The 23,829-nt window shown below is 58.5% G+C and carries 21 protein-coding genes; 12 read left to right on the forward strand and 9 right to left on the reverse strand.

The window, feature by feature from the left end; all coding sequences use genetic code 11:
* Nucleotides 1–17 precede the first annotated feature (17 nt).
* The 11 genes from ACR0ER_RS03115 to ACR0ER_RS03165 all read left to right on the forward strand — a co-directional run bounded on the left by ACR0ER_RS03115 (nucleotide 18) and on the right by ACR0ER_RS03165 (nucleotide 12,530).
* Complete coding sequence (locus ACR0ER_RS03115) at nucleotides 18–311, forward strand: hypothetical protein (protein WP_480767676.1); 294 nt, start codon at nucleotides 18–20, stop codon at nucleotides 309–311.
* Nucleotides 308–1,234 (forward strand): UDP-N-acetylmuramate dehydrogenase, encoded by a 927-nt coding sequence (gene murB, locus ACR0ER_RS03120; protein ID WP_480767677.1) that lies wholly within the window; start codon nucleotides 308–310, stop codon nucleotides 1,232–1,234. The genes ACR0ER_RS03115 and murB overlap by 4 nt, the downstream gene beginning before the upstream one ends.
* A 107-nt stretch (nucleotides 1,235–1,341) precedes the next feature.
* Nucleotides 1,342–2,259, forward strand: a complete 918-nt coding sequence (locus ACR0ER_RS03125; RefSeq protein WP_480767678.1) for a D-alanine--D-alanine ligase — start codon at nucleotides 1,342–1,344, stop codon at nucleotides 2,257–2,259.
* On the forward strand, nucleotides 2,247–3,248 hold the full coding sequence (locus tag ACR0ER_RS03130; RefSeq protein WP_480767679.1) for a cell division protein FtsQ/DivIB: 1,002 nt from the start codon (nucleotides 2,247–2,249) through the stop codon (nucleotides 3,246–3,248). Before ACR0ER_RS03125 ends, ACR0ER_RS03130 begins: the two co-directional genes overlap by 13 nt.
* An 8-nt stretch (nucleotides 3,249–3,256) precedes the next feature.
* Entirely contained in the window at nucleotides 3,257–4,591 is a 1,335-nt protein-coding gene (gene ftsA / locus ACR0ER_RS03135; RefSeq protein ID WP_480767680.1) for a cell division protein FtsA, read from the forward strand.
* On the forward strand, nucleotides 4,578–4,994 hold the full coding sequence (locus ACR0ER_RS03140; RefSeq protein WP_480767681.1) for a hypothetical protein: 417 nt from the start codon (nucleotides 4,578–4,580) through the stop codon (nucleotides 4,992–4,994). The genes ftsA and ACR0ER_RS03140 overlap by 14 nt, the downstream gene beginning before the upstream one ends.
* A 349-nt stretch (nucleotides 4,995–5,343) precedes the next feature.
* A complete protein-coding gene (ftsZ, locus tag ACR0ER_RS03145; protein ID WP_480767682.1) occupies nucleotides 5,344–6,966 on the forward strand; it encodes a cell division protein FtsZ in 1,623 nt (540 codons plus the stop codon).
* 213 nt (nucleotides 6,967–7,179) lie between these two features.
* Complete coding sequence (gene lpxC / locus ACR0ER_RS03150; RefSeq protein WP_480767683.1) at nucleotides 7,180–8,100, forward strand: UDP-3-O-acyl-N-acetylglucosamine deacetylase; 921 nt, start codon at nucleotides 7,180–7,182, stop codon at nucleotides 8,098–8,100.
* A gap of 127 nt (nucleotides 8,101–8,227) precedes the next feature.
* Nucleotides 8,228–9,070, forward strand: a complete 843-nt coding sequence (locus ACR0ER_RS03155) for an outer membrane protein assembly factor BamD (RefSeq protein ID WP_170331552.1) — start codon at nucleotides 8,228–8,230, stop codon at nucleotides 9,068–9,070.
* A gap of 35 nt (nucleotides 9,071–9,105) precedes the next feature.
* Nucleotides 9,106–10,755, forward strand: a complete 1,650-nt coding sequence (gene recN, locus ACR0ER_RS03160) for a DNA repair protein RecN (protein WP_480767684.1) — start codon at nucleotides 9,106–9,108, stop codon at nucleotides 10,753–10,755.
* Nucleotides 10,756–10,844: 89 nt separating this feature from the next.
* Nucleotides 10,845–12,530 carry a chloride channel protein gene (locus tag ACR0ER_RS03165; protein WP_480767685.1) on the forward strand — a complete coding sequence of 562 codons (1,686 nt, stop codon included), beginning with the start codon at nucleotides 10,845–10,847 and terminating at the stop codon, nucleotides 12,528–12,530.
* Here ACR0ER_RS03165 and ACR0ER_RS03170 read toward each other — a convergent pair.
* From ACR0ER_RS03170 to cobT, 5 genes are all read right to left on the reverse strand, one after another.
* Entirely contained in the window at nucleotides 12,527–13,894 is a 1,368-nt protein-coding gene (locus tag ACR0ER_RS03170; RefSeq protein ID WP_480767686.1) for a DUF3179 domain-containing protein, read from the reverse strand. The genes ACR0ER_RS03165 and ACR0ER_RS03170 overlap by 4 nt on opposite strands.
* A 368-nt stretch (nucleotides 13,895–14,262) precedes the next feature.
* Nucleotides 14,263–14,742, reverse strand: a complete 480-nt coding sequence (locus ACR0ER_RS03175) for a DUF995 domain-containing protein (protein ID WP_480767687.1) — start codon at nucleotides 14,740–14,742, stop codon at nucleotides 14,263–14,265.
* Between the two features lie 274 nt (nucleotides 14,743–15,016).
* Nucleotides 15,017–15,358: a DUF427 domain-containing protein gene (locus ACR0ER_RS03180; protein WP_480767688.1), complete on the reverse strand. Its 342-nt coding sequence runs from the start codon at nucleotides 15,356–15,358 to the stop codon at nucleotides 15,017–15,019.
* Nucleotides 15,359–15,417: 59 nt separating this feature from the next.
* Complete coding sequence (locus tag ACR0ER_RS03185) at nucleotides 15,418–17,199, reverse strand: aminopeptidase P family protein (protein WP_480767689.1); 1,782 nt, start codon at nucleotides 17,197–17,199, stop codon at nucleotides 15,418–15,420.
* Nucleotides 17,200–17,272: 73 nt separating this feature from the next.
* Nucleotides 17,273–19,150: a cobaltochelatase subunit CobT gene (gene cobT / locus ACR0ER_RS03190; RefSeq protein WP_480767690.1), complete on the reverse strand. Its 1,878-nt coding sequence runs from the start codon at nucleotides 19,148–19,150 to the stop codon at nucleotides 17,273–17,275.
* 148 nt (nucleotides 19,151–19,298) lie between these two features.
* Between cobT and ACR0ER_RS03195 the strand changes: the two genes are divergently transcribed.
* Nucleotides 19,299–20,072 carry a DUF2272 domain-containing protein gene (locus ACR0ER_RS03195; protein ID WP_480767691.1) on the forward strand — a complete coding sequence of 258 codons (774 nt, stop codon included), beginning with the start codon at nucleotides 19,299–19,301 and terminating at the stop codon, nucleotides 20,070–20,072.
* 395 nt (nucleotides 20,073–20,467) lie between these two features.
* On the opposite strand, the gene cobS is transcribed toward ACR0ER_RS03195, so the two are convergent.
* The 4 genes from cobS to ACR0ER_RS03215 form a co-directional block, all read right to left on the reverse strand.
* Nucleotides 20,468–21,454: a cobaltochelatase subunit CobS gene (gene cobS, locus ACR0ER_RS03200; protein WP_170331535.1), complete on the reverse strand. Its 987-nt coding sequence runs from the start codon at nucleotides 21,452–21,454 to the stop codon at nucleotides 20,468–20,470.
* Between the two features lie 145 nt (nucleotides 21,455–21,599).
* Entirely contained in the window at nucleotides 21,600–22,205 is a 606-nt protein-coding gene (locus tag ACR0ER_RS03205; protein WP_480767692.1) for a methyltransferase family protein, read from the reverse strand.
* Nucleotides 22,206–22,333: 128 nt separating this feature from the next.
* The gene (locus ACR0ER_RS03210; RefSeq protein WP_480767693.1) at nucleotides 22,334–23,110 is read right to left on the reverse strand and encodes a hypothetical protein; all 777 of its coding nucleotides are present in this window, start codon (nucleotides 23,108–23,110) and stop codon (nucleotides 22,334–22,336) included.
* An 85-nt stretch (nucleotides 23,111–23,195) separates the two neighbouring features.
* A complete protein-coding gene (locus tag ACR0ER_RS03215; protein WP_170331529.1) occupies nucleotides 23,196–23,822 on the reverse strand; it encodes a J domain-containing protein in 627 nt (208 codons plus the stop codon).
* Between the last annotated feature and the right edge of the window lie 7 nt (nucleotides 23,823–23,829).

The raw sequence follows: 23,829 nt of genomic DNA on the forward strand, positions 1-23,829 counted from the left end.
ATTCAGGAGTCACTGCCATGGTCGACGTCGCCACTTTCGCGTATTTGCCACTCATCACGCTGATCCTCGGGGCCTTGGCAGGCTTTGTTGCCGGGCGCTGGATCGGCGTCAAAGGTCTGCTGTGGCTGATTGGGCTGACCTCTGCCGTCTCGCTTGCGCTTATCGTGGCACTTGCAAGCGTTGGCACCGGTGAGGAGGAAAAGGCCTTTGGCCCCTTCATCTGGCTGACCGGAGCGGTGCTGCCCTTCCTTTTGGCGGTTATCGTCGGTGGTGTTGGTGGACGCAGTCTGGCTGCAAGAGCAAACACATGATCGATCTGCCCAATGTTCGCGGACGCCTGACGCAGGCCCGAGCGCTAAACGACCTGACCTGGCTGCGCGTCGGAGGTCCGGCGGATTACCTGTTTCAACCTGCCGATATCGAAGACCTGCAAGGTTTTCTGCGCGACCTGCCCGCTGAGGTTCCGGTCTTTCCGATGGGTGTCGGATCGAACCTGATCGTGCGGGACGGAGGGCTGCGCGCCGTGGTGATCCGTCTGGGGCGTGGGTTCAATGGCATTTCGGTTGAGGGCAACACTGTCACTGCAGGTGCCGCCGCGCTGGACGCGCATGTGGCGCGCAAGGCGGCGGATGCGGGTGTGGACCTGACCTTTCTGCGTACCATTCCAGGCTCAATCGGCGGAGCGGTGCGGATGAACGCAGGTTGCTATGGCAGTTACACCGCTGACGTGTTGCGCAAGGCGACCATCGTCACCCGGCAGGGAGAGGTGGTGGACCTGACCCCCGAGGACCTCAATTTCCGCTACCGCCAGTCCGATCTACCCGAAGGTGCGGTGTTGATCTCGGCCACGTTCGAAGGACCTGCGGGCGATCCGGGCGAGTTGCATGCCCGGATGTCGGCGCAATTGCGAAAGCGCGACGAAACCCAGCCGACCAAAGATCGCAGCGCCGGGTCTACCTTCCGCAATCCGGCGGGGTTTTCTTCGACCGGGCGGGCGGATGACGTGCACGACCTGAAGGCCTGGAAGGTCATTGATGATGCAGGAATGCGTGGTGCAACCAAAGGCGGCGCGCAGATGAGTCCAAAGCACTCGAACTTTCTGATCAATACCGGTGATGCCTCTGCCGCGGACCTCGAAGGTCTGGGCGAAGAGGTGCGAAAAAAGGTTTACGAAACAAGCGGCATAACGTTAGAGTGGGAAATCATGCGGGTCGGTGATCCGCTGAAAGAATAAAGCCCCAACCGTCAGACCATAACAGGCAATTAACGGCGACGGATCAAAGGCATAACACAGTACGGACCACCACAAAAGGTCCGGGGACATTGAGGCGCACGTTGGGTATGTCGAGCAGGACAAACCCCAAAGTGGCGGTATTGATGGGTGGCCCCTCGGCGGAACGCGAGGTGTCTCTCAGCTCTGGGCGCGAATGCGCAGCCGCCCTACGGGGAGAAGGCTTTGAAGTGGTTGAGCTGGACGCAGGTCCCGACCTCTACGCGCGCCTTTTGGAGATCAAGCCGGATGTGGTTTTCAACGCCCTGCATGGCCGCTGGGGTGAAGACGGCTGCGTGCAGGGGCTGCTGGAATGGATGGGCATTCCCTATACGCATTCCGGCGTTCTGGCCTCGGCTTTGGCGATGGACAAGCAGCGCAGCAAAGAAGTGTTTCAGGTCGAAGGCCTGCCCGTTGTTCCCAGCGTGATCGTGCCCAAGGTCGAGGTGATTGAGGTCCACGTTATGGAACCGCCTTACGTGGCCAAGCCCAACAACGAAGGGTCCAGCGTCGGCATCTATATCGTGCACGAAGGCTCGAACGGGCCGCCGCAATTGTCGGATGAGATGCCCGAGCATGTAATGATCGAGAAGTATATTGCGGGCCGCGAGTTGACCGTAACCGTGATGGGCGACCGTGCCCTGACCGTGACTGAGATCATGACCGATGGCGGCTGGTACGACTATGACGCCAAGTACAAGCCCGGTGGTTCGTGGCATGTACTGCCCGCTGATGTGCCGCAGGACATCTTTGACCTCTGCATGGATTACGCCTTGCGGGCCCACAATGCGCTTGGGTGCAAGGGCGTCAGCCGCACCGATTTCCGCTGGGATGACAGCAAGGGGGCCGATGGGCTGTTTCTGCTGGAAACCAACACCCAGCCCGGCATGACACCGACCTCGCTGGTGCCGGAACAGGCCGAGCATCGCGGCATGACGTTTGGCCAGCTCTGCGCGTGGATGGTGGAGGACGCCTCATGCAACCGCTGAGAGCCACCCGCGCGCCGGTGATCCACCGCTCGAAACCATTGGCCGGGCCGGATGCCGATTTCGCGTCGGGCGACCGCCACGAGGCTGAGCCGAAACTGCGCCTGCGCGGCACAAAGCTGTTCGGACGCAAATCACAACGGTTCGATCCGGCCCCATCGCGGATGAGCTATCGCCTGCAGCGCTGGATGCTGACGCCGGGGGTTCGGCGTGGGCTGAAGGTCGGTCTGCCGATTGCGGCGGTCTGCGCTGCCATCGGGCTGTACTTCAGCGCGGAAGACCGGCGCGAGGCCGTGGTGGCTTATGTCAGTGACATCAAGACCTCGATCCAGCAGCGCCCGGAATTCATGGTCAACCTGATGGCGATCGATGGCGCAGGGACCAACCTGTCCGAGGATATACGCGAAGTTGTGCCGCTGGATTTCCCGATGAGTTCCTGGGATCTGGATGTCGAGCAGATCCGCGATACGATCACCGGGCTGGACCCGGTGAAATCCGCAACGGTCCGCGTTCGCCCCGGCGGTGTTCTGCAGGTCGATGTGGTCGAGCGAAAGCCGGTCATCGTCTGGCGCACGCGCAGCGGGATCGAATTGCTGGATGAAACCGGCGCCCATGTCGAACGGATCGCGTCGCGCAAGGATCACTCTCAACTGCCGCTGATCGCGGGCAAGGGGGCTGATGCGTATGTGGGCGAAGCGCTGCAACTGGTGACAACCGCGCGCAGCCTGGGCACGCGGGTGCGTGGCTTAGTGCGGATAGGTGAACGCCGCTGGGATCTGGTTCTGGATCGTGGCCAGCGCATCATGCTGCCGACCGAGAAGCCCGTGCGTGCGCTTGAGCGCGTGCTGGCGGTGAACGAAGTGCAGGACCTTTTGGAACGCGACGTGGCGGTGGTGGATATGCGCCTAGGCCAGCGCCCGACCATCAGAATGACCAAAGCCGCCAGCGAAGACTGGTGGAATACAAAAGTGACAGTGGGTAACGGGCAGTAACGACCATGATGACCGATCTTTATCAGTCCCAACGGGCCATGCGGCAGATGCGCAGACAGGCGATGCAACGTGGTGTTGTCGCCATTCTGGATGTAGGCAGTTCCAAGATTGCTTGCCTTGTGCTGCGGTTCGACGGCACGGGTCGGCTGAGCGAGGATAACAGCATCGGTTCACTGGCTGGTCAGACCGGGTTCCGAGTGATCGGAGCGGCAACCACGCGGTCACGCGGCGTACAGTTTGGCGAAGTCACCGCCATGCAAGAGACCGAGCGCGCGATCCGAACAGCTCTGCAAGCGGCGCAGAAGATGGCCGATATCCGGGTGGATCACGTGATCGCCAGCTTCTCGGGCGCGAATCCGCGTTCGTACGGTTTGGATGCGCAGGTTGATTTGGAAGGTCAGGTGGTTTCCGAAGCCGAGGTCGGCCGCGTGCTGAACGCCTGTGACGTGCCGGATTACGGAGCGGGTCGCGAAGTGCTGCACGCACAGCCGGTGAATTTTGCGCTGGATAACCGCTCGGGCCTGATCGATCCGCGTGGACAGATGGGGCAATCACTGGCCGTGGACATGCATATGCTGACCGTCGATGCGGTGGCGATCCAGAACATCGTGCGCTGTACCAAACGCTGCGATCTGGAGCTGGCGGGGATTGCGAACTCGGCCTACGTGTCGGGGATTTCTGCGCTGGTCGAGGATGAGCAGGAGCTGGGCGCGGCCTGTATTGATATGGGGGGCGGCACCACCAGCGTGTCGATCTTCATGAAGAAACACATGATCTATGCCGATTGCGTCCGCATGGGTGGCGATCACGTGACCGCTGATATCTCGATGGGTTTGGGCGTGCCGGCGGCGGTTGCTGAGCGGATCAAGACCTTCAACGGCGGCGTGCACGCCACCGGAGCTGATGACCGCGACCTGATCGACATTGGTGGCGACACCGGCGATTGGGAGCACGACCGCCGCACCGTCAGCCGGGCCGAGTTGATCGGCATCATGCGCCCGCGCGTCGAGGAAATTCTCGAAGAGGTGCGCGTGCGTCTGGACGCTGCCGGGTTCGAGCATATGCCCAGCCAGCAGATCGTACTGACCGGTGGCGGCAGTCAGATCATGGGGCTGGATGGCCTTGCGACCCGTATTCTGGGTCAGCGTGTCCGTCTGGGTCGTCCGCTGCGCGTTCACGGCCTGCCGCAATCGGCGACCGGACCGGGGTTCTCGTCGGCCGTGGGGCTCAGCCTGTTTGCGGCGCATCCGCAGGACGAGTGGTGGGATTTCGAAATTCCGGTCGATACCTATGCAGCACGGCCTTTCAAACGCGCGATGCGCTGGTTCCGTGACAATTGGTAAGCGGGCAGGGGTCGCGGCACTGATTGCCCTGACCCCATTCGCCGTACAAGCCCAAACCCGGATCACACCCGAGGCATTTCTGACCGCTGTGCAAGGTAAGACAGTCACATTCCATGACTACCCCAGCGGCTTTCTGGTGGGTACCGAGGAGTTCCTCAGCCCAACTTTATCCGTGTGGCGTATGGAAGGTCGGGGCTGTGTCTACGGACAAATCACCACGCCGAACGGCCAGATCTGCTTTTTGTACGATGATGATGCGGATGGCGTGCCGGTCTGCTGGTGGCCCTTTCTGCACGAAGATCGCCTGATGGTGCGACTGGCCAGTTTCAGTCGCCGCGAAATTCAAGAGGTGCGCAGCATCACCGAGGACGGTTTGAATTGTCCAAGTACCCCAATTAGCTAAAGAAACGGGTTGCAGCCCGTCGTTTTATCCCGCAAGATATCCACAAGGCCCGTCAGAGGCCCCGCGGCAGGACCTGAGCAGTTTTCCGCATCTTGAAAATCGATGGACTCTCCAAGTGACGTGCATGTTGGCTACGCCGCATGTGTTGCTTGCTTTGTGGTGGGCTGAGTTTATTCCGCAACATCTGGCGTTCAGCGCGAAATGCCGTTGGTGACTGCCTTATTTCCTCCATATTTTGTGGAATTTGACGATTTTTGGCGTGACCTTTGCGGTTTGGGTCGATAGAATTGTAAGCGGATAGGTAAGAAAAACACCGCTTTGGCGGGTCAAAAAAACAGGCGGACAGAGCATGACATTGAATCTTTCGATGCCCGGGCACGACGAACTGAAGCCTCGGATTACAGTATTTGGCGTTGGCGGTGCAGGCGGCAACGCTGTCAACAACATGATTGAGAAACAACTGGATGGCGTCGATTTTGTGGTCGCCAACACTGACGCGCAGGCACTGCAGCAAAGCCAGTCGTCCGCGCGGGTGCAGCTGGGTGTGAAAGTCACCGAAGGTCTGGGCGCCGGTGCACGACCCACCGTAGGTGCCGCAGCTGCCGAAGAAAGCATCGAACAGATCGTCGATCACCTGGCAGGCGCACATATGTGCTTTATCACCGCCGGCATGGGCGGCGGCACCGGTACGGGCGCGGCTCCGATCATCGCGCAGGCGGCCCGTGAATTGGGCGTGCTGACCGTGGGCGTTGTTACCAAACCCTTCCAGTTTGAAGGTGCCAAGCGGATGCGTCAGGCCGAAGACGGTGTTGAATCGCTGCAAAAGGTCGTGGATACGCTGATCATTATCCCGAACCAGAACCTTTTCCGGTTGGCCAACGAGAAGACGACTTTCACCGAGGCGTTCTCGATGGCGGATGACGTTCTGTATCAGGGCGTTAAGGGCGTGACCGACCTGATGGTGCGTCCGGGCCTGATCAACCTCGACTTTGCCGATGTTCGTGCCGTGATGGACGAAATGGGCAAGGCGATGATGGGCACCGGTGAGGCCACCGGTGAAGATCGTGCGGTTCAGGCAGCCGAGAAGGCAATCGCCAACCCGCTGCTGGACGAAATCAGCCTCAAGGGTGCCAAGGGCGTGTTGATCAACATCACCGGTTCGCACGACTTGACCCTGTTCGAACTGGACGAGGCCGCCAACCGTATCCGCGAGGAAGTGGACCCCGAGGCCAACATCATCGTTGGTTCGACCCTGGATACCGCGATGGAAGGCGGTATGCGCGTTTCGGTTGTTGCCACCGGCATCGACGCCAGCGAGAAAATCGAAGACGTACCTGTTGCGCGTCGCCCCATGTCGGCACCGTTGACACGCACCGTTTCGGCAGAAGAACCACAGCAGGAAGAGACCCCTGCCGTTGCGGCCGAAGTTGCCGAGCCCACACCGCAGCCTGAAGTCAACCGCGAACCCTCGCTGTTCGAGACCGCCGAGGAACCTGCGCAGCCGCAGTTTCAGCCTCGGGTCGAACGGGACGATGACGGTCTGCCGCCCCCGGCATACCAGCCGCGTGTGGCCGAATTCGAGCCAACCCCGGAACCGGTTGAACCCGCGCCCGAGAGCTTTGTTGCACCGCAGCCGCAAGCCGCGGCAGGTACTCCGTCGCCTGAGGCGCTGCAGCGTCTGCAGGCCGCCGTTCAGAACATTCCGGCAGCCGAGCGTGGCCATCCCGCGCCTCGCCCGCAGGCCCATCAACCGGCCCCTGCACCGCAGGCAGATGCGCAGGATCGTCCCCGGTTTGGCTTTAACCGCCTTATCGACCGGATGACTGGTCACGCCGCAGATACCCCGGCTCAACCGGCGCGCCAACAGCCTCCAATGCGCCAAGCTGACGCTACGGCACCCGCGCATGATGAGGCTGATCCCGAGCAGGACCGCATCGAAATTCCGGCCTTCCTGCGCCGTCAAGCCAACTGATTACGGTAACAATAATATGAAAGAGGGCCACCATTTGGTGGCCCTTTTCTTTTTAATTACAAAATCTTAACAGCATGTAAGCAGCCTTTTGCCGATCTGTTACATTCATGTTTCATTCAGTTACAAAGAGTGAGTTGAGCCTTTTCTCTACCTTCCTTAGTTGAGTGACCAACACGGACCGAAAAGGCCGGAAACCACTCACCGAGGTTCACCTTGCAACATACGCTCAAATCTCCGATCACGTTTACAGGCGTCGGGCTGCACAGCGGCAAGCCTGCGACGATGGTCCTGAAGCCGGCAGCCGCCGGTCACGGCATCTGGTTCAAACGGACGGATATTGAGCTGGGCAATGCACTGATCCCTGCGATCTATGACGTAGTTGAGCGGACGCCGCTTTGCACCCGTTTGGTGAACGAAGCAAGTGTCTCGGTTTCGACTGTCGAGCATATCATGGCTGCGCTGGCGGGTTGTGGCGTGCATAACGCGCTGATCGAGATCGATGGTCCCGAAGTTCCGATTATGGACGGTTCGTCGATCGATTTCGTACGCGGCATCATGGCCAAGGGCGTGCGCCGTCAGGCCAGCCCGGTTCTGGCCTTCGAAGTTCTCAAGCCAGTGACCGCGTCGCGGGAAGGTGCCAGCGCGTCGATTGCGCCGGCTGACGGGTTGATCATCGATTTCCACATTGAATTTGAAGACGGCGCGATTGGCAGCCAGACAAAGAGACTGGACATGCGCAATGGTTCATTCGCGCGTGAGCTCAGCGATTGCCGCACCTTCTGCCGCCGCACCGACGTTGAAGCGATGCGTGAAAACGGCCTTGCCTTGGGCGGTACGCTGGAAAACGCCGTTGTCGTACAAGGTGACGACGTACTGACCCCAGGCGGTTTCCGTCACGCGGATGAGGCCGTACGTCACAAGATGCTGGACGCTCTGGGTGACCTCTATCTGGCGGGAGGGCCGATTCTGGGTCACTTCACCGGCGACAAATCTGGCCATGCCATGACTAACACGCTGCTGCGCAAGCTGTTTGAGACTCCCGGCGCTGTACGCCCTGTGCTGTGCACCCCGGAACAAGCCGCGCGCTTGCCGGGGCAAGGGCTTGTTTGGGACGAAATCCCTGAAGTTGCCTGATTAGATCAACTCTGCCGACAATTCCGCCAACAGGCCTACTAAGGCGTTTTGCCTCGGAATTTTATATGCTAAACCGAAGCCCAATCCGGGGCTTACCCCGATAAGCAATACGACAAGGATAGGCGGAATGGTTGGCACCAAAGCGGCAGTCAGAATCGCAGGCGCGATTGTTCTGGCAGCAGTTTTGACGGCTTGCGGCAACAGAGGCGCAGACCGCAATCAGAACCTGGAAGGCTTTACGCCAGAACAGATTTACACACGTGGTGAGTACGAGCTGTCGCAGAATCGCTCGGATGATGCAGCGTGGTACTTCTCGGAAGTGGAGCGACTGTATCCCTATTCAGACTGGGCAAAGCGCGCGTTGATCATGCAGGCGTTTTCGTTCCACACGGACAAGAACTACGAAGAAAGCCGCGCTGCCGCGCAGCGCTATATCGACTTCTACCCGACGGACGAAGACGCAGCCTATGCCCAGTACCTTCTGGCGCTCAGCTACTATGACCAGATTGACGAAGTTGGTCGCGATCAGGGCCTGACCTTTCAGGCGTTGCAATCCTTGCGGACAGTGATCGAGGTCTATCCCGACAGTGAATATGCCACCTCGGCCGTGCTGAAATTCGACCTGGCCTTTGACCATCTGGCTGGCAAAGAGATGGAGATCGGACGTTATTATTTGCGTCAGGATCACTATACCGCGGCCATCAACCGGTTCCGCGTCGTGGTCGAGGACTTCCAGACCACCACCCACACCGCCGAGGCGCTCTATCGTCTGATCGAGGCGTATCTGTCATTGGGTCTGGTGGATGAGGCGCAATCAGCCGGTGCCATTCTGGGCTACAACTACCAATCGTCGGAATGGTATGACGCGGGCTACACGCTGCTGACCTCGCGTGGGTTGGAGCTTAAGAGCCGCGGCAACAACTGGCTCAGCCAGATCTACCGCCAGACGATCAAAGGTGAGTGGTTGTAATCGCCATGGTTACAGGCGTGGGACGCTGAGACCCGATGCTGCGCGCCCTTGATATCCGCGACATGCTGATCATTGACCGGCTGGAGCTTACGTTCCAACCGGGCCTGAACGCGTTGACTGGGGAAACCGGCGCGGGCAAGTCGATCCTGCTGGATTCGTTGGGCTTCGTGCTGGGCTGGCGTGGACGGGCCGAACTGGTCCGTCAGGGGGCGGCCCAAGGTGAGGTGGTCGCCGAGTTCGAGCTGGGCCCCGATCACGCCGCCCATGCGGTTCTGGCCGAGGCTGGCCTTCCCGGTGGCGAGGAACTGATCCTGCGCCGTGTCAACACCGCCGAGGGTCGCAAGACCGCGTGGGTCAACGACCGGCGCTGCTCGGGCGAGGTGCTGCGGGCGCTGTCCGAGACGTTGATTGAACTGCACGGCCAGCATGATGATCGCGGGTTGCTGAATCCGCGCGGTCACCGGGCGATGCTGGATGACTATGCCGGGGTGGGGAATCATCTTGCCGCTGTACGTGTTGCGTGGACTGAGATGTCCCGCGTACGAAAGGCTCTGGCTGAGACCGAGGCGACGCTTGCCTCCATGCGCGCAGAAGAGGAATTCCTGCGCCACGCCGTTGCGGAACTGGACAAATTGGATCCGCAACCCGGCGAAGATGCCGAACTGGATGCGCGCCGCCGGATGATGCAGGGGGCCGAACGTATCCGTGACGACGTGGCGCGCGCCTTTGATCTGCTGGGCGGGAACGGGGCCGAGGGGGCCATGTCCGACGCCGTGCGTTGGCTGGAAGGTGTGTCCGACAACGCGGGTGGGCAGCTAGAGGAACCTATCGCAGCATTAGGCCGCGCCCTGATCGAATTGGGAGAGGCGCAGGAAGGCGTGAACGCGTGCCTTCAGGCGCTGGATTTCAACCCGGCAGAACTTGAGGCCGCTGAGGAGCGCCTGTTTGCCATCCGCGCGCTTGCACGCAAACATGACGTAGCCCCGGATGATCTGGGGACGTTTGCCGATACTTTGCGCGACCGCCTGAACCGATTGGACGCGGGAGATGCGGATCTGGCCGATCAGCGAGCCGCGGTTGAGGCCGCTCAGGCGACTTACGATAGTGCAGCCGCCGCGCTCAGCGCCGCACGTCGGCAGGCTGCCGGACAGCTGGATGCTGCGGTGATGGCAGAACTCGCGCCGTTGAAAATGGAGCGCGCGGTGTTTCAGACTGAAATCACCGCCTCTGATCCTGGCCCTGAAGGCACTGATGCTGTGGCCTTTACCGTCGCCACCAACCCCGGTGCACCGTCCGGCCCGCTGAACAAGATCGCTTCAGGCGGTGAACTTAGTCGCTTTTTGCTGGCACTCAAGGTTTGCCTGACCGGCGACGACAGTGACCGCACGATGATCTTTGACGAAATCGACCGTGGTGTTGGTGGTGCCACTGCTGATGCGGTGGGGCGTCGTTTGGCGTCGCTGGCGCAGGGGGGGCAGGTTCTGGTGGTAACGCATTCGCCGCAGGTAGCCGCCCGTGCAGCGCACCATTGGAGGGTACAGAAACAGGTTACGGAGGGTCGGACATTGTCCACCGTGATCCCGCTGGCCGACCCCGACCGCGTGGACGAAATCGCCCGTATGGTCGCAGGGGATACCATCACTGACGAGGCCCGCGCCGCCGCCCGTGCTTTGCTGGACGCCTGACGCTTTCGGGTGCGCAAACCGTCGCGATCCCACTTTTATCAGGAGGCTCCGTGGCTTACTAAGGGAAAAGACTTGATCCCCGAGGGCCAATGACCCAATCGACCCGCACCGTTCTGCGCAACCAGCTTAATCAGGCTTTGGCCGCGATGAAGGACGCGTGGCGGGTGATGCGGCGGCGCGGTCCCAGTCAGATCCAGTTCTGGTTCATTGCGCTGGCCATCGGGGTCGCGGCGGGGTTCATGGCGCTTGGGTTCCGCAAGGCGATCCGGGCGCTGCAGGCCTATGTCTATGATACCGAGGACATCCTGCTGCTGCACAGCCATGCCGAGAAACTGCCTTGGTTTCTAATCCTGATCACACCGATCATCGGCGGCCTGATCGTGGGTGTGATCCTGCACAAATTCACCGATGATGGGCGTGTACGCTCGGTTGCGGATGTGATCGAGGGCGCCGCGCTGACAGATGGCCGGGTCGAGGGTAAGGCGGGGATTGCGTCCTTCTTTGCCTCGCTGATCACGCTCAGCACCGGCGGGTCGTCAGGGCGAGAGGGGCCGGTCGTGCATATGGCCGGGGTGATCTCGACCTGGGTTAGCGACCGCATCCACGCCGATGGCATTACAGGGCGCGACCTGCTGGGCTGCGCGGTGGCAGCGGCGGTTTCGGCCAGCTTTAACTCGCCCATTGCCGGTGCGTTATTCGCGCTTGAGGTCGTGTTGCGCCACTTTGCCGTACACGCCTTTGCGCCGATCGTCATTGCCTCGGTCGCCGGAACGGTGATCAACCGGCTGGAATATGGCGACGTAACCGAATTCATTCTGGAAACGCCGGGATCGCTGCAATTCTATGTGGAACTGCCCGCATTCCTGATCCTCGGCCTGATCTGTGGGCTGGTGTCGCTGCTTTTGATGCGCTCGATCTTCTTTGCCGAGGATATCGGCAACCATATCCAAAGCCGTCTGTCCCTGCCGCGCTGGCTACGTCCGGCTGTTTCCGGCGCGATGCTGGGGCTGCTGGCGATCTGGTTCCCGCATATCATCGGTGTCGGGTACGAAACCACGATCCGGGCACTGACCGGAGACCTGACCTTGACGGTTGCGATCCTCTTTGCGGTAATCAAGACGGTGGCGCTGGCGATTACCATGGGCGGGCGCATGGGAGGCGGGGTGTTTTCACCTTCGTTGATGATCGGGGCACTAACCGGATTGGCCTTTGGCCTTATCGCCACCGGGCTGTTGCCGGATGTCTCCGGAACCCACACGCTTTATGCCTTTGCCGGAATGGGCGCCGTGGCCGCCGCCGTGTTGGGCGCTCCGATTTCCACCACCATGATCGTTTTTGAACTGACCGGTGATTGGCAGATCGGGCTTGCCGTGATGGTTGCGGTTTCAATGTCCACGGCGCTGGCCTCGCGCCTTGTAGATAGGTCGTTCTTCCTGACACAGCTGGAACGCCGCGACGTGCATCTGGCCGCAGGACCACAAGCCTATCTGCTGGCGATGCTGCGCGCCGGGGCGGTGATGCGGCCCATCGGCGATGCGAAGTCGATCACCCGGGACGAGGCGCTTGAGCTGATTGAACAAGGCCTCTGCGTGCAGGCCAATGCCACGCTGGAAGCGGCGATGCCCTATTTCGACCGCGATGACATTCCATGCATTCCCGTCGTCACCATCGAAAAGGATGGCAGCGAAAATCCGGTGGGCGCGCTGTATCACATTGATGCTCTGAAGGCCTATAACCGCGCGCTGGCGGCCACTGCGGCCGAAGAGCATTCCTAGCCGCGATACACCGTCGCCGCGTCGCCAAGATAATTGTCCCACGCGAACCAGTAGGAGATGTGGCCTGCAACCCGCGGAAGCCGGGTTCCGTCCGGCCCAATCAATGCCTCCTCGGTCAGGGACCATTTTTGGCCATTCTGATCCACCAGCCCGCCGTCCGCGGCTTTGAACTGGTGCGATTTCCTCTCATAGGCGCGGACGGTGCGTTTGTCGGAATTTCCGATCAGGACCAGGGGACGATTGGCAATCGCGTCGTTGATCACGCGGGTTTTGCTGAACGCCCTCAAAGGCCAGGCCCGCGCCGCGCCGAATTGACGGATGGCAAAGACGTAGTCTTTCTGTCGATGATCGGATTGATCGACCAGCGCCGGGAACATCAAAACCGGCGAGGCAAAGTACTCATTGTAAACCACCCCTGATCCATAGTTGCGCCGGTGCCCGGTGTTCAGCGACAGGACACGGGTTTCGGGGTGCGAGGCCTTCCAGCTTTGCCATGTGGTGATCACCACGGGGCGTTGTTTCAACTCGATCCCGCTGCCCACCAGTGGCCCCACAACGGGCTTGCCGGTGTACTGGTTCCAAAGCGAATGGGTCTCGCGGTCGAACATCAGCTTGTTCGAGCGGTACAGGAACCCAGAGGAACCGAAAACCAGTGGCTTGCGCCGCCCCTTAACCTGCGTTTCGAACAAAATGCCCGAGCCGCAAAGCGTACAATAAGCTAACGCGACCGGCACGCCGCCAATCACCTCGTTGAACATCTCGTGCCAGCCCATGATGCGCAGCGGATAGGCCCGTTCGTCCCCGTTGATTGAAACACCAAAGACTAGATCGCCGTCTTTCAGGTACTCGGCCCGTGCTGCCGGTATCAGGGTCGGGTTGTCCAGTGACGGAATGCCGTCTTTGCGCACGCCGCCCCAAGCGATTTCTTCCAGCCGGATTTTCATCTTGTCCCGCTGCAGGTATTCGGGGCGCAGGAAATCGTCGAAATTCTGGTCGATCCCCAGCAGCACTTCGCGCTTGAACGGGATCAGCGAAGGGTGGGGAACCAGTTGCGGATTCCTTTCCTGCCACAGCATCCAGTCAAACCAATCTGTTCCGATGTTTTCACCAGTCAGGGATTGCATAACCTCGACGATTTCATCGCTACGCCGCCGACCAAAGCGCATGCCAGTGATCAGGGCCGGAATCACATCTGGATTGCCGCGTTGAACAAGAAAAGCCATGCCTTGTTCAAACTCGGCGTTGCTGCCAAACAGCGTTGACCTGACGGCCTCAAGTACAGGGTCCTTTTGCGCTGAAAGTATGCTGGGAAAAACGGCCCCGACACCCAGCATTCCAGTGAAACTGCGGCGTGTGATCGACATGGCATCCTCCGGTGGTATCCATTTCCAGTGTGCACCGGCTGCCGATCACTTGCATGAAACAGGTGCGTGAGGTTCCGCCCAACGTTCACGTTTTGAGTGCCTCTTTTACAACGCCACGTCTGACTCTTTTCGTTTTCACAACCTACCTATCTCGCCCAAAAACAAACAGCGAGTTGAAGTTGAGGGGTTCTGTGTGTCACTCATCAAAGAGCAAACCGTACGGAAAAGCTAACGGAAGCGGAGTCTAATTAAGCGCTATTGGAAGAACCAATTGGCTGCTTCTACTGTTGCTGCGGCGCATTTACTGGCAGCGTTAAGAAACTTGGTTCTTTGCGATAGGCTTATCCCGGACTCACAATTAGGATGAACTAGCTATTCACCATCTTCTTGTACTTGTTGTACGTGGGTTTAATTTTGTTACCGTTCGCGATCTTGCCCAGATCAAGTTTATGAAAGTCATTCTGGTCGCGGTGGTCGCTGCGCCACACCTGCCCGTCTTTATCAATCACATGCCGCCAGCAGTTTTTAAGAACTTCGTCTGCTTTATCTTTGCCAGTCCAATGCCAAACGGTCTCGTAACACAGAGTACCTTTTGAAGTTACGTACCACTTTCCATCTGTATAACTGACCGCGGGATCGCTTGGGTCGTCGTCCCAAACAGCCTGAAACTGGCCGCCTGAACCCCAATAAGAACCTCCTTTGCTCCAATTCCAGGTCTTGCCCAGGTAAATGTCGATAACCTGTTGAGGATCTGCGTTTTTTGCACCGCTTGGCTTACTTTCGCTGAATGCAGAAGTTGCGAGCAGGGTTGCACCAAGTGCGGTGACCAGTAATGAGTTGAGTTTCATAGTCATACCTTTCAAAACGAAATAAATGCATAACTATTGCAAGTGATTCAAATCTGATCAAGCTTCAGAAGAGAACCGAGGTGCCCCGGTTGCATCTTCCTCGCCTTGTTCGGTGTGGAAAGGAATTTCCAAACTGCCATGCTTACACAGACCGTAAGACAAGAGAAAGTGCGCCGTCAAAGTGCTGAGAACAAGGACTTTTATGGTCGTCTGAAGGCTGGCCTAAACGTCCAAACGCTGTCGTAGAAACGACTGCTAGCATCGGACTTCAACCCTAAAGTTGCTCAATCTTCACGGATTCGATCGGGTAAAATGCCACATAGCCTTTGATTTCGGCCATGTTCGGGATCGGATCCTCATAACTCCAAGCCGCGTTCTCGGTTACCGAAGATTTGTTGACGATCGAGAAATGTGTTGCGTCCCCTTTATGCGGGCAATTCGTAACCTTGTCGGTTGCGTCCAGAAACGCCATCGCGATGTCCGAGCGGGGAAAATAGATTACCGGGGTCAGATCACCTTCGGTCAGTTCCAGTGCGCCAATACTTTCGCCCAGAATGGCACCACCTGAACGAACGCTCCATTTGCCCGGCGCCTTGCGGATTGTGATCTCAACCATTTCTCTTTCCTCGTTTCTTCTGGGCCACTCCTCTGCCCTGTATATGTAACAGTCCGGTGTCAGAGCGGCGCGGTTGCGGCATCCAACCACAGTTGAGCGTCATCGCCCAGCCTTGGCCTGATCTTTTCCGCAACGTCGCGGTGATAGGCGTTCAGCCAGTCGCGCTCTGCCTTTGTCAGGATCTCGGCCGTTATCAACCGCCGGTCGATAGGTACATAGGTCAGGGTGCGCCAGTTTAACATTGCGCGTTCCTCGTCACCTCCGGGCAATGCTGGCGCCTCTTGTACGACTACAAGGTTTTCGATGCGGATGCCAAACGCGCCCTCACGATAGTACCCCGGTTCATTCGACAGGATCATGCCGGGTTGCAAGGGTACGTGGCTCACTTTCGACAACCGCTGTGGTCCTTCGTGGACGCTCAGATATGCACCTACACCATGGCCGACACCATGGTTGAAGTCTTGTCCCGCCGCCCAAAGCGGCGCACGTGCGATACCTTCGATATCACGCCCGGCCAAGCCGACCGGCCAACGCAGCATGGACAGGTTAATCATGCCTTTGAGCACGCGGGTGAAACAGGCTTTTTCCTCGTCACCCACCTTACCGATGGCAATGGTGCGGGTGATGTCAGTGGTGCCGTCCAGATATTGCCCACCGCTGTCGAGCACGAGTATATGCCCGTCTTCAAGAAGGCTGTCGGTCTCTTCGGTCACGCGGTAATGCATGATAGCACCATTGGGTCCGGTGCCCGCTATGGTATCGAAAGAGATATCCTGCAGCGCGTTGTCCTTGCGGCGGTTCTCTTCCAGACGGGTCACCACCTGCGTCTCTGTCAGGGTTCCCGGCGTCTGTGCGTCCAGCCAACACAGGGTTTCGATAACGGCCACCGCGTCCCGCAAATGCGCTTCGGCGCTGCCGGCTATCTCGGCTGCGTTCTTACAGGCTTTGGGCAGGGCACAAGGATCGCCGCCATCTACCATCCTGTCCTGCAGCACATCAGCTACGGCCTGGGGCAGGGTGCTCAGATCGACCTGTACCTGACCGTCCAACTCAGCGATCGCATCCAGAAATCCATCTGGCGCGTGAACATGAACTTGCTTGTCCAGAGGCACAGCCACCTTTTCCTTGGCCATGAACAAATTTACCTGCCCGTCCGCATGCAATATGGCAAAACCGTGCGCCACCGGGTTGTAACCGATATCCGAGCCGCGACTATTCAGCAGCCACATGATCGAGTCTGGCAGCGTAATCACTGCCGCAGTGCAGTCGGCCTCACGTAGAGCCTCTGATAGACGGGCGATCTTGCTGTCTGCGGTTTCCCCGGCGAATTCGATCGGATGCGCCTTGATTGGGTTCATAGGTGGGGCGGGTTGATCTTCCCACACCCGATCCACCAGATTGTCACAGCGGACCAGTTCGATGCCACTGCCGGTCAGGTCCTTCTGTGTGCTGGTGATCTGACCTGCGGCATGAAGCCAAGGGTCAAATCCAACTTTGCCGCCATCGGGCAGTTGCTCTTTCAGCCACGCGCTCAGACTAACTTCGGGCCACGGTACGGGAGTGAAATCGGCTGCGACCTGTGCCTTGACCTGAGTCCGGTACCGCCCGTCTACAAACACCCCTGCGATGTCCGTCAAAGCGGCGCAAAACCCTGCCGATCCGGTGAAGCCGGTCAACCAAGCCAACCGCTCGTCCCGCGGAGTCACGTATTCGCCCTGATGCGCATCCGCGCGTGGGATCAGAAACCCATCCAACCCCTCGCGCGCGATCTCTTTACGCAACGCAGCCAACCGTGGCGGCCCCTGTTCCGGCCGCGCGGTTACCTCAAAGGACTGAAACATTTCCTAATTCTCCCAATCCGGGCTTACCCCTTCATCTTTTTGGAAAATACTCCCGCCGGAGGCAAGGCCAGCTTTAGCTGGCCCTCTTCATTCCCATCACCCGAGCCCGCGCCCGCGGGTCGCTGTCGAACAGCGCCGCTAGTTGCTCGGTCATCGCACCCGCCAACTGTTCCACATCCGTGATCGTCACGGCGCGGTCATAGTAACGGGTCACGTCATGGCCGATCCCGATCGCCAGCAGTTCCACCATCTTGCGCTTTTCAACCATGGCAATCACATCGCGCAGGTGTTTTTCCAGATAATTCGCGGGGTTGACGCTGAGTGTTGAATCATCAACCGGCGCACCATCCGAGATCACCATCAAAATCTTGCGCTGTTCGCGCCGCGCCATCATCCGGCGATGTGCCCATTCAAGCGCTTCGCCGTCGATGTTTTCCTTCAGCAGACCTTCTTTCATCATCAGGCCCAAATTTGGCCGCGCGCGCCGCCAAGGTGCATCGGCGCCCTTGTAGATGATGTGGCGCAGGTCGTTCAGACGCCCGGGCTGCTGCGGACGGCCGTCATTCAGCCATGCCTCACGCGCCTGACCGCCTTTCCATGCACGGGTGGTAAAGCCCAGAATCTCGACTTTCACATTGCAACGTTCCAGCGTCCGGGCCAGAACGTCTGCACAGATCGCAGCAATCGAAATCGGACGACCCCGCATCGAACCGGAGTTGTCGAGCAACAGCGTCACCACCGTATCGCGGAACTCCGTGTCCTTCTCGACTTTGAAGCTGAGCGGAGTAGTGGGGTTCGCGACAACACGCGCCAAACGACCAGCATCCAGTATGCCTTCCTCGCGGTCGAACTCCCAAGACCGGTTTTGCTGCGCCTGCAGGCGGCGCTGCAGTTTGTTCGCCAGACGGCTCACCGCGCCTTTCAACGGTTCCAACTGCTGATCCAAATAGGCGCGCAGCCGTTCCAGCTCGGCTGGTTCTGCCAAATCCTCGGCAGCAATCTCTTCGTCATAGGTGCTCAGATACATCTTATAGTCCGGATCGGCCTCGGACGCAGGCGGAGGGGCAGGCGGTTCCAGCGGAGCCTCGCCTTCCGGCATTTCGGCCTCTTCCCCCATCTCATCTTCGGCCATCTCGTCCATCGAGACCTGGGCTTGAGATTGATCCTGCTGCTCTTCCTGAGTTTGCTCAGGGGTCGCATCTGCGTCCTGTTCGTCCTGATCGTCCTGACCGGTGCTATCAGGATCGGGCTGTTCCTCGGCGTCGTCTTCGGCCTGCTCTTCCTGCTCGTCATCCAACTCGTCGGGGTCATCCCCCAACTGGTCGCCATAGCCCAGATCCTTGATCATCTGACGGGCGAACTTCGCGAATTCTGCCTGATCCGAGAGGATATCGTCGAGGTTTTCAAGCGTCCCGCCAGCCTGTTCCTCGATGAACCCCCGCCAAAGGTTCATGATATTCTCGGCCGCAGGCGGCAAATCTCGTCCGGTCGCCAGATGGCGGATCAGATAGCCCGCCGCAACCGCCAAGGGCGCATCTGCGGGCTGTTTGCATTGGTCATAGCCGCGGCGCAGCGCTTCATGCCCGATTTTGACATCTATATTGCTGGCCGTACCGGGCATGTCCCGCGCGCCCATCGCTTCGCACCGGGCGACCTCCATCGCTTCGTAAAGGTCGCGTGCCATATCACCCGGAGGCGCATAGCGCAGGTGCGTAGCATCGTCGTGGTATTTGCGCTGCAACGCCAAGGCGTCCGCCGTCCCGCGCGCCAGCAAAACCTCTTCGCGGGTCATCCGACGGCTGACCTGCGGCAGACGCATCGACTCGCCCGAAAGGCCTGACGGATCGACCGTGTATGAGACGTTCAACTCGGGATCGTCAGCCATAACCTTGGTGGCTTCGGCCAGAGCCTTTTTGAACGGATCGGCGGGGTTGTCGTTGGGTTTGGTCATGCTTTGATAAATCACATTCGTCTTCACTTTTGCAAGCAAGATCAGCCTCGGTAAAGGCGTGCGGGTACAGGTACGTTTTGGGGTGATTTCCAACGTGTGATAGAATTAAGGAATACTCTTTTTTGATCATTTTTTAATGGAGGGATAGATGGCCAATTTTGCTGTATCGTCACTCGCGTATGGCGCAAATATGAGAAGTTCCGCTGGCTTCGGAAACAACATTATAGGATTTTTACCGGAAGCAACGCCGGTAACCCAAACCGGCCCTCAGCAGGGTGACCGCTGGACACCCTGTAAAGCTGAGGTGGACAGTGTCGTGAAAGACGGATTTGTTTCCAAAAACGTTTTGCGAGCTTCAGTTTCAGCCCCACGAGAAAAGCTGGTACGCACCGCAGTGGTAGAGTGGTTGCGATTTGACCGGGGCAAAGGAAAAGAATTCCAAACACCTTTTTTTAAGTTCGTCGGCGAGTATTGGGACAACTTAAACATGGATTTTGACGGTTTGGACCGAGGTTGGCCTTGGTCCGCCGCTTTCATTTCGTGGTGTATCCAGCAAACAGGTGACTACGGCGACTTTAAGCAAGCTGCCGCACATTCACGCTATGTGCATCAGGCAATCCGTCGGCGGGAAAACAACGAAAATGGCTCTTTCTGGGGATTCCGCTTAAATGAGCACAAGCCGCAGATCGGGGATCTTGTCTGTATGGCACGTGGTAGTTTCAGCGCGACTTACGATCATGCAAAAGTCCACGACCGTTTTGCCAGTCACTGTGATTTTGTGATCGCGGTACGCGCTGACCATGTTTCGACCCTGGGAGGTAATGTAGGTCACACGGTCAAACGCAAAACGTTTCGAACAAACTCAAGCGGTTTCTTGCGACCAGAGCAGCGGCTGTATGCAATAATGAGGAATAATTTGTGAGTTCAAGTGTAAGAGCGCGGGCAACGATCGCAGCTCTGGCACTTCTATTGGCCGTGGTTTTTTATGCTGTTCCTCGCGAAGTGACACGCACAGCAAAGCCCGATGAAGAGCCTTGCCCTGGTGTTCTAATCGTCGGTCAAAAAGCTGTGGCACTGCGCGCCCGGCCAACAGGTTATTCTCGTCGATTAACCACATTAGAGCCGGGAGAGGTTTTGTACCTCTGTGATCAGACATCGGAGTGGTACGGAGTTGTTGCACCGATGGACGATAAAGAATGCAAAGAGCGTAGTTCAGGTCAAAATGCGTTGCCCCAACGCTGTCAGTCAGGTTGGGTTCGGCAAATCGAAGTTGGCTTTGCAGCGGGTTAGCCTGCGCTGGGATGGTCAGAGCAATTGTTAACCCAAGCTCACGCTCGCCGCGCTTTCCGGCAGTTCTTCGTCAAAACAGCGCTGATAGAACTCTGCCACGGTCTGACGCTCCAGCTCGTCACATTTGTTCAGGAAGGACAGGCGGAAGGCATAGCCTACGTCGCGGAATATCTCGGCGTTTTGGGCCCAGTTGATCACGGTCCGGGGGCTCATGACGGTCGACAGGTCGCCGTTCATGAAGGCGGTCCGGGTCAGGTCGGCGACTGTCACCATCTGGCTGACTTTCTTGCGGCCTTCGGCAGTGTTGTAATGCGGAGCCTTCGACAGCACGATCATCGTCTCGGCATCGTGGCTGAGGTAGTTCAGCGTCGACACCAGCGACCAGCGGTCCATCTGGGCCTGGTTGATCTGCTGGGTGCCGTGATAGAGGCCAGTCGTATCGCCCAGACCCACGGTGTTGGCGGTAGCGAACAGGCGGAAATTCGGGTTCGGTGTGATGATCTCGTTCTGGTCCAGCAAGGTCAGTTTGCCGTCATGTTCCAGCACACGCTGGATCACGAACATAACGTCGGCGCGGCCAGCGTCGTATTCGTCGAACACGATGGCGACGGGGTTACGCAAAGCCCAGGGCAGGATGCCTTCATGGAACTCGGTGACCTGTTTGCCGTCGCGCAGTTTGATGGCGTCTTTACCGATCAGGTCGATCCGGCTGATGTGGCTGTCGAGGTTCACGCGCACTGCGGGCCAGTTCAGGCGGGCGGCCACCTGTTCGATATGGGTCGATTTACCTGTGCCATGATAGCCTTGGATCATCACGCGGCGGTTGTGCGAAAATCCTGCGAGAATCGCCAATGTGGTCTCGGGGTCGAACTTATAGGTCGGGTCGATCGCAGGAACACGGTCGCTGCGGTCAGCGAAGCCTTTGACCGCCATATCGGTATCAATACCGAACACGTCCCGAACCGAGATATCTTCGGTGGGTTTTGCGTTGATGTCGATTGATCCGTCAGCCATGCGCCTTGTCCTTATCCTTTGCCCCGCTCGCCGGGTTTGAACCCGTGTGTGGTGCAACATATTGCGGGCAAGGGCAAGGGAAAGCCGCGCGTGCCGCGGCTTAGGCAAATCTTTCTTTGAAACTGGCCTTATCGGTGCGCTTTGATCAGTCGAGAATCGCGTCCCGTACCCGGATCAGGCTGCGTTCGTCCACAAAGCGTGGGGTGGATTGCATGTAATCCCGGAATGCCTGCCCATAACCCTGAAGTAACCAGCGTTCCTCGTTCAGAACGAAAAGGAAGTAGATCACGAACAGCGTCGCCGCCAAACCCAACGTCATCCACGATCCGCTGGCGATACCCAGCCCCACCGTGGCCAGCACCGAGGTCACATATTGCGGATTGCGCGAATAGGCATACATCCCGCCGGTCACCAACCCGTCGCTTTCGCAATAGGTGTTGTCGAGACCCAGAAAGCGATAGCCCCACAGCGTGATCCCGAAAGACAGCAGCATAACCGGCACGCCGATCACATACCGCAGCCAGTGACCCCAGCCATTCATCCAGACCTCGGACAAGGCAAAAACAACAGTGGCTCCGCAAAATAGCCGAAATAGACCAAAGGCCGTGTGATGCCGCCAGCCACTGGCGCTGGGCCACAGACCCAGATGCGGCAGGCGCAGGTTCAGGGCGAGGTATCCGCTCAGCAACAGGGCCGAAACGATAGCAATCATAAGAGAAATCGCATGTACGAGGGAAATGAGATGTTCCATATCACGTTCCATTGGGGCAGGTCAGGTACGGTTCCGATATGGGCCGCCACATCGGCCCATGAGAGAGGCCGTAACAAGGGTTTGTAACAAGGTGAGGACGGTACAGAGGGGGGGCTAAAGTGCCGAGCTTACTGTTCCGCGGTCCAGTCGGCGTTGTTTTCTATAACGCTGGCCACAGCCAATGCCTTCTCTGACAGGTCCTTCGGGGTGTTTACGCCAAACGCTATGCGGGTGACCCTGTCGTACAACGCTTTGGATGTATAGAACGCAAAGGCTTTCGAATTACCCGGGCTTTCCCAAAACGCAGTGATCCAGACGGATTCGCGACCCGGAATGCAATTTGCGCACCAGTCGTGCCAAAAACGCTGTACCAATACTGCGTCCGGTGTCTCGGCAACCTGTTCGAACAGCGCCTCTACGGGCCACCCGGCCAGGCCAAACATGCAAAGAGTGTCGTCGAGATAGCAATTGTCTCGCTCAATCTCACGTTTGAGATAGGCGCGCTGAAACCGATCCAAAAGCTGCCATTCATCGTGGGACCAGTTGTTCGGGTTGCCGGTTTCAAACCGGTTCAGGCTGACCTCCAGCCCGACACTGGCAAGGTCTCCGTCCACGGCCAAAACTTCGAGTATCCGCGGCAGGAGGTAACCCCATGTCGCCTTGGAAATACCCTTCGGATCATACGCGGCGAAAAACCAGTCCTGCAGGTAATGAAGAGGAAGTTCGGCAATCGACGGGATGAAAAAGTTGGCCTCGATATCCGCTTCCATGCAGCAGCCTTCGCAAACTTCAATGTTGGTCGGTTTCGGATAGGCAAAAACCCTGTACGCATCGCTGATGATGTCAAAAAGCGGATGATCCGGCGGTATCTTTGCCTTCAGCGGTTTTTGCTGTTTGCGTGCCATGGCTTTCGCATCCAAAGGGGGCGATACCGCTTGTTTCACCCCGCACGGTACGAAATCCATTTTGTTGCGTAAAGACTTGCCGGATTTACTTAAAGTTCCGGCTGTCCTTTATCTGATCCCAGGCCCAGACAACCTCTTGCAGCTGTTCTTCCTGCGATCGGTCGCCGCCGTTCATATCCGGGTGCAGCACCTTGATCAGTTTCTTGTAGGCCTTACGAACCTCGGCTTTGGTCCAGCTGTCGTTGGCCTCAAGAATTTCGATCGCACGGCGTTCGGTGGGGGGTAGACGACGGCCACCACCACCCGAGGTGCGGCCCTTGTTCTGCGTGCTGTTTGCACCCAGAACCTGATGCGGGTCCTCAATGCCCAGACGCGCCCACGCGCGGGCCTCGGGGTCACCCATGGGTTTGGTTTCACGCTCCCACACTTTGTCCTTGGAGCGCTGCGCGTTCAGTTCGGCCTCAGTCGTGCCGTCAAAGAAGTTCCACTTCTGGTTATATTCGCGCACGTGCTGCTGGCAGAACCAGAAGAAATCATCCAGAACATCCGGCGCTTTCGGTGCGCGGAACTTGCCCGGCTCGTTACAGCCCTCATGGTCACAGATTCGGACCGAGGTTTCAGACGCGCCCGACATCCCCCGACGCCCGCGCGGGTTCTTTTTCTTGGCGCTGGAGACGGACATATCGAATCCGAAAGGGTCTGATTTCGTCATGCTGTGA

It is taken from the genome of Ruegeria sp. CH8, assembly GCF_056536985.1.

Bases quoted from the DNA above. Each gene is read 5' to 3' on its own strand.
- ACR0ER_RS03115 (WP_480767676.1), top strand. From the start codon at position 18: ATGGTCGACGTCGCCACTTTCGCGTATTTGCCACTCATCACGCTGATC.
- murB (WP_480767677.1), top strand. From the start codon at position 308: ATGATCGATCTGCCCAATGTTCGCGGACGCCTGACGCAGGCCCGAGCG.
- ACR0ER_RS03125 (WP_480767678.1), top strand. From the start codon at position 1,342: ATGTCGAGCAGGACAAACCCCAAAGTGGCGGTATTGATGGGTGGCCCC.
- ACR0ER_RS03130 (WP_480767679.1), top strand. From the start codon at position 2,247: ATGCAACCGCTGAGAGCCACCCGCGCGCCGGTGATCCACCGCTCGAAA.
- ftsA (WP_480767680.1), top strand. From the start codon at position 3,257: ATGACCGATCTTTATCAGTCCCAACGGGCCATGCGGCAGATGCGCAGA.
- ftsZ (WP_480767682.1), top strand. From the start codon at position 5,344: ATGACATTGAATCTTTCGATGCCCGGGCACGACGAACTGAAGCCTCGG.
- ACR0ER_RS03155 (WP_170331552.1), top strand. From the start codon at position 8,228: ATGGTTGGCACCAAAGCGGCAGTCAGAATCGCAGGCGCGATTGTTCTG.
- recN (WP_480767684.1), top strand. From the start codon at position 9,106: ATGCTGCGCGCCCTTGATATCCGCGACATGCTGATCATTGACCGGCTG.
- ACR0ER_RS03165 (WP_480767685.1), top strand. From the start codon at position 10,845: ATGACCCAATCGACCCGCACCGTTCTGCGCAACCAGCTTAATCAGGCT.
- ACR0ER_RS03170 (WP_480767686.1), bottom strand. From the start codon at position 13,894: ATGTCGATCACACGCCGCAGTTTCACTGGAATGCTGGGTGTCGGGGCC.
- ACR0ER_RS03175 (WP_480767687.1), bottom strand. From the start codon at position 14,742: ATGAAACTCAACTCATTACTGGTCACCGCACTTGGTGCAACCCTGCTC.
- ACR0ER_RS03180 (WP_480767688.1), bottom strand. From the start codon at position 15,358: ATGGTTGAGATCACAATCCGCAAGGCGCCGGGCAAATGGAGCGTTCGT.
- ACR0ER_RS03185 (WP_480767689.1), bottom strand. From the start codon at position 17,199: ATGTTTCAGTCCTTTGAGGTAACCGCGCGGCCGGAACAGGGGCCGCCA.
- cobT (WP_480767690.1), bottom strand. From the start codon at position 19,150: ATGACCAAACCCAACGACAACCCCGCCGATCCGTTCAAAAAGGCTCTG.
- ACR0ER_RS03195 (WP_480767691.1), top strand. From the start codon at position 19,299: ATGGCCAATTTTGCTGTATCGTCACTCGCGTATGGCGCAAATATGAGA.
- cobS (WP_170331535.1), bottom strand. From the start codon at position 21,454: ATGGCTGACGGATCAATCGACATCAACGCAAAACCCACCGAAGATATC.
- ACR0ER_RS03205 (WP_480767692.1), bottom strand. From the start codon at position 22,205: ATGGAACATCTCATTTCCCTCGTACATGCGATTTCTCTTATGATTGCT.
- ACR0ER_RS03210 (WP_480767693.1), bottom strand. From the start codon at position 23,110: ATGGCACGCAAACAGCAAAAACCGCTGAAGGCAAAGATACCGCCGGAT.
- ACR0ER_RS03215 (WP_170331529.1), bottom strand. From the start codon at position 23,822: ATGACGAAATCAGACCCTTTCGGATTCGATATGTCCGTCTCCAGCGCC.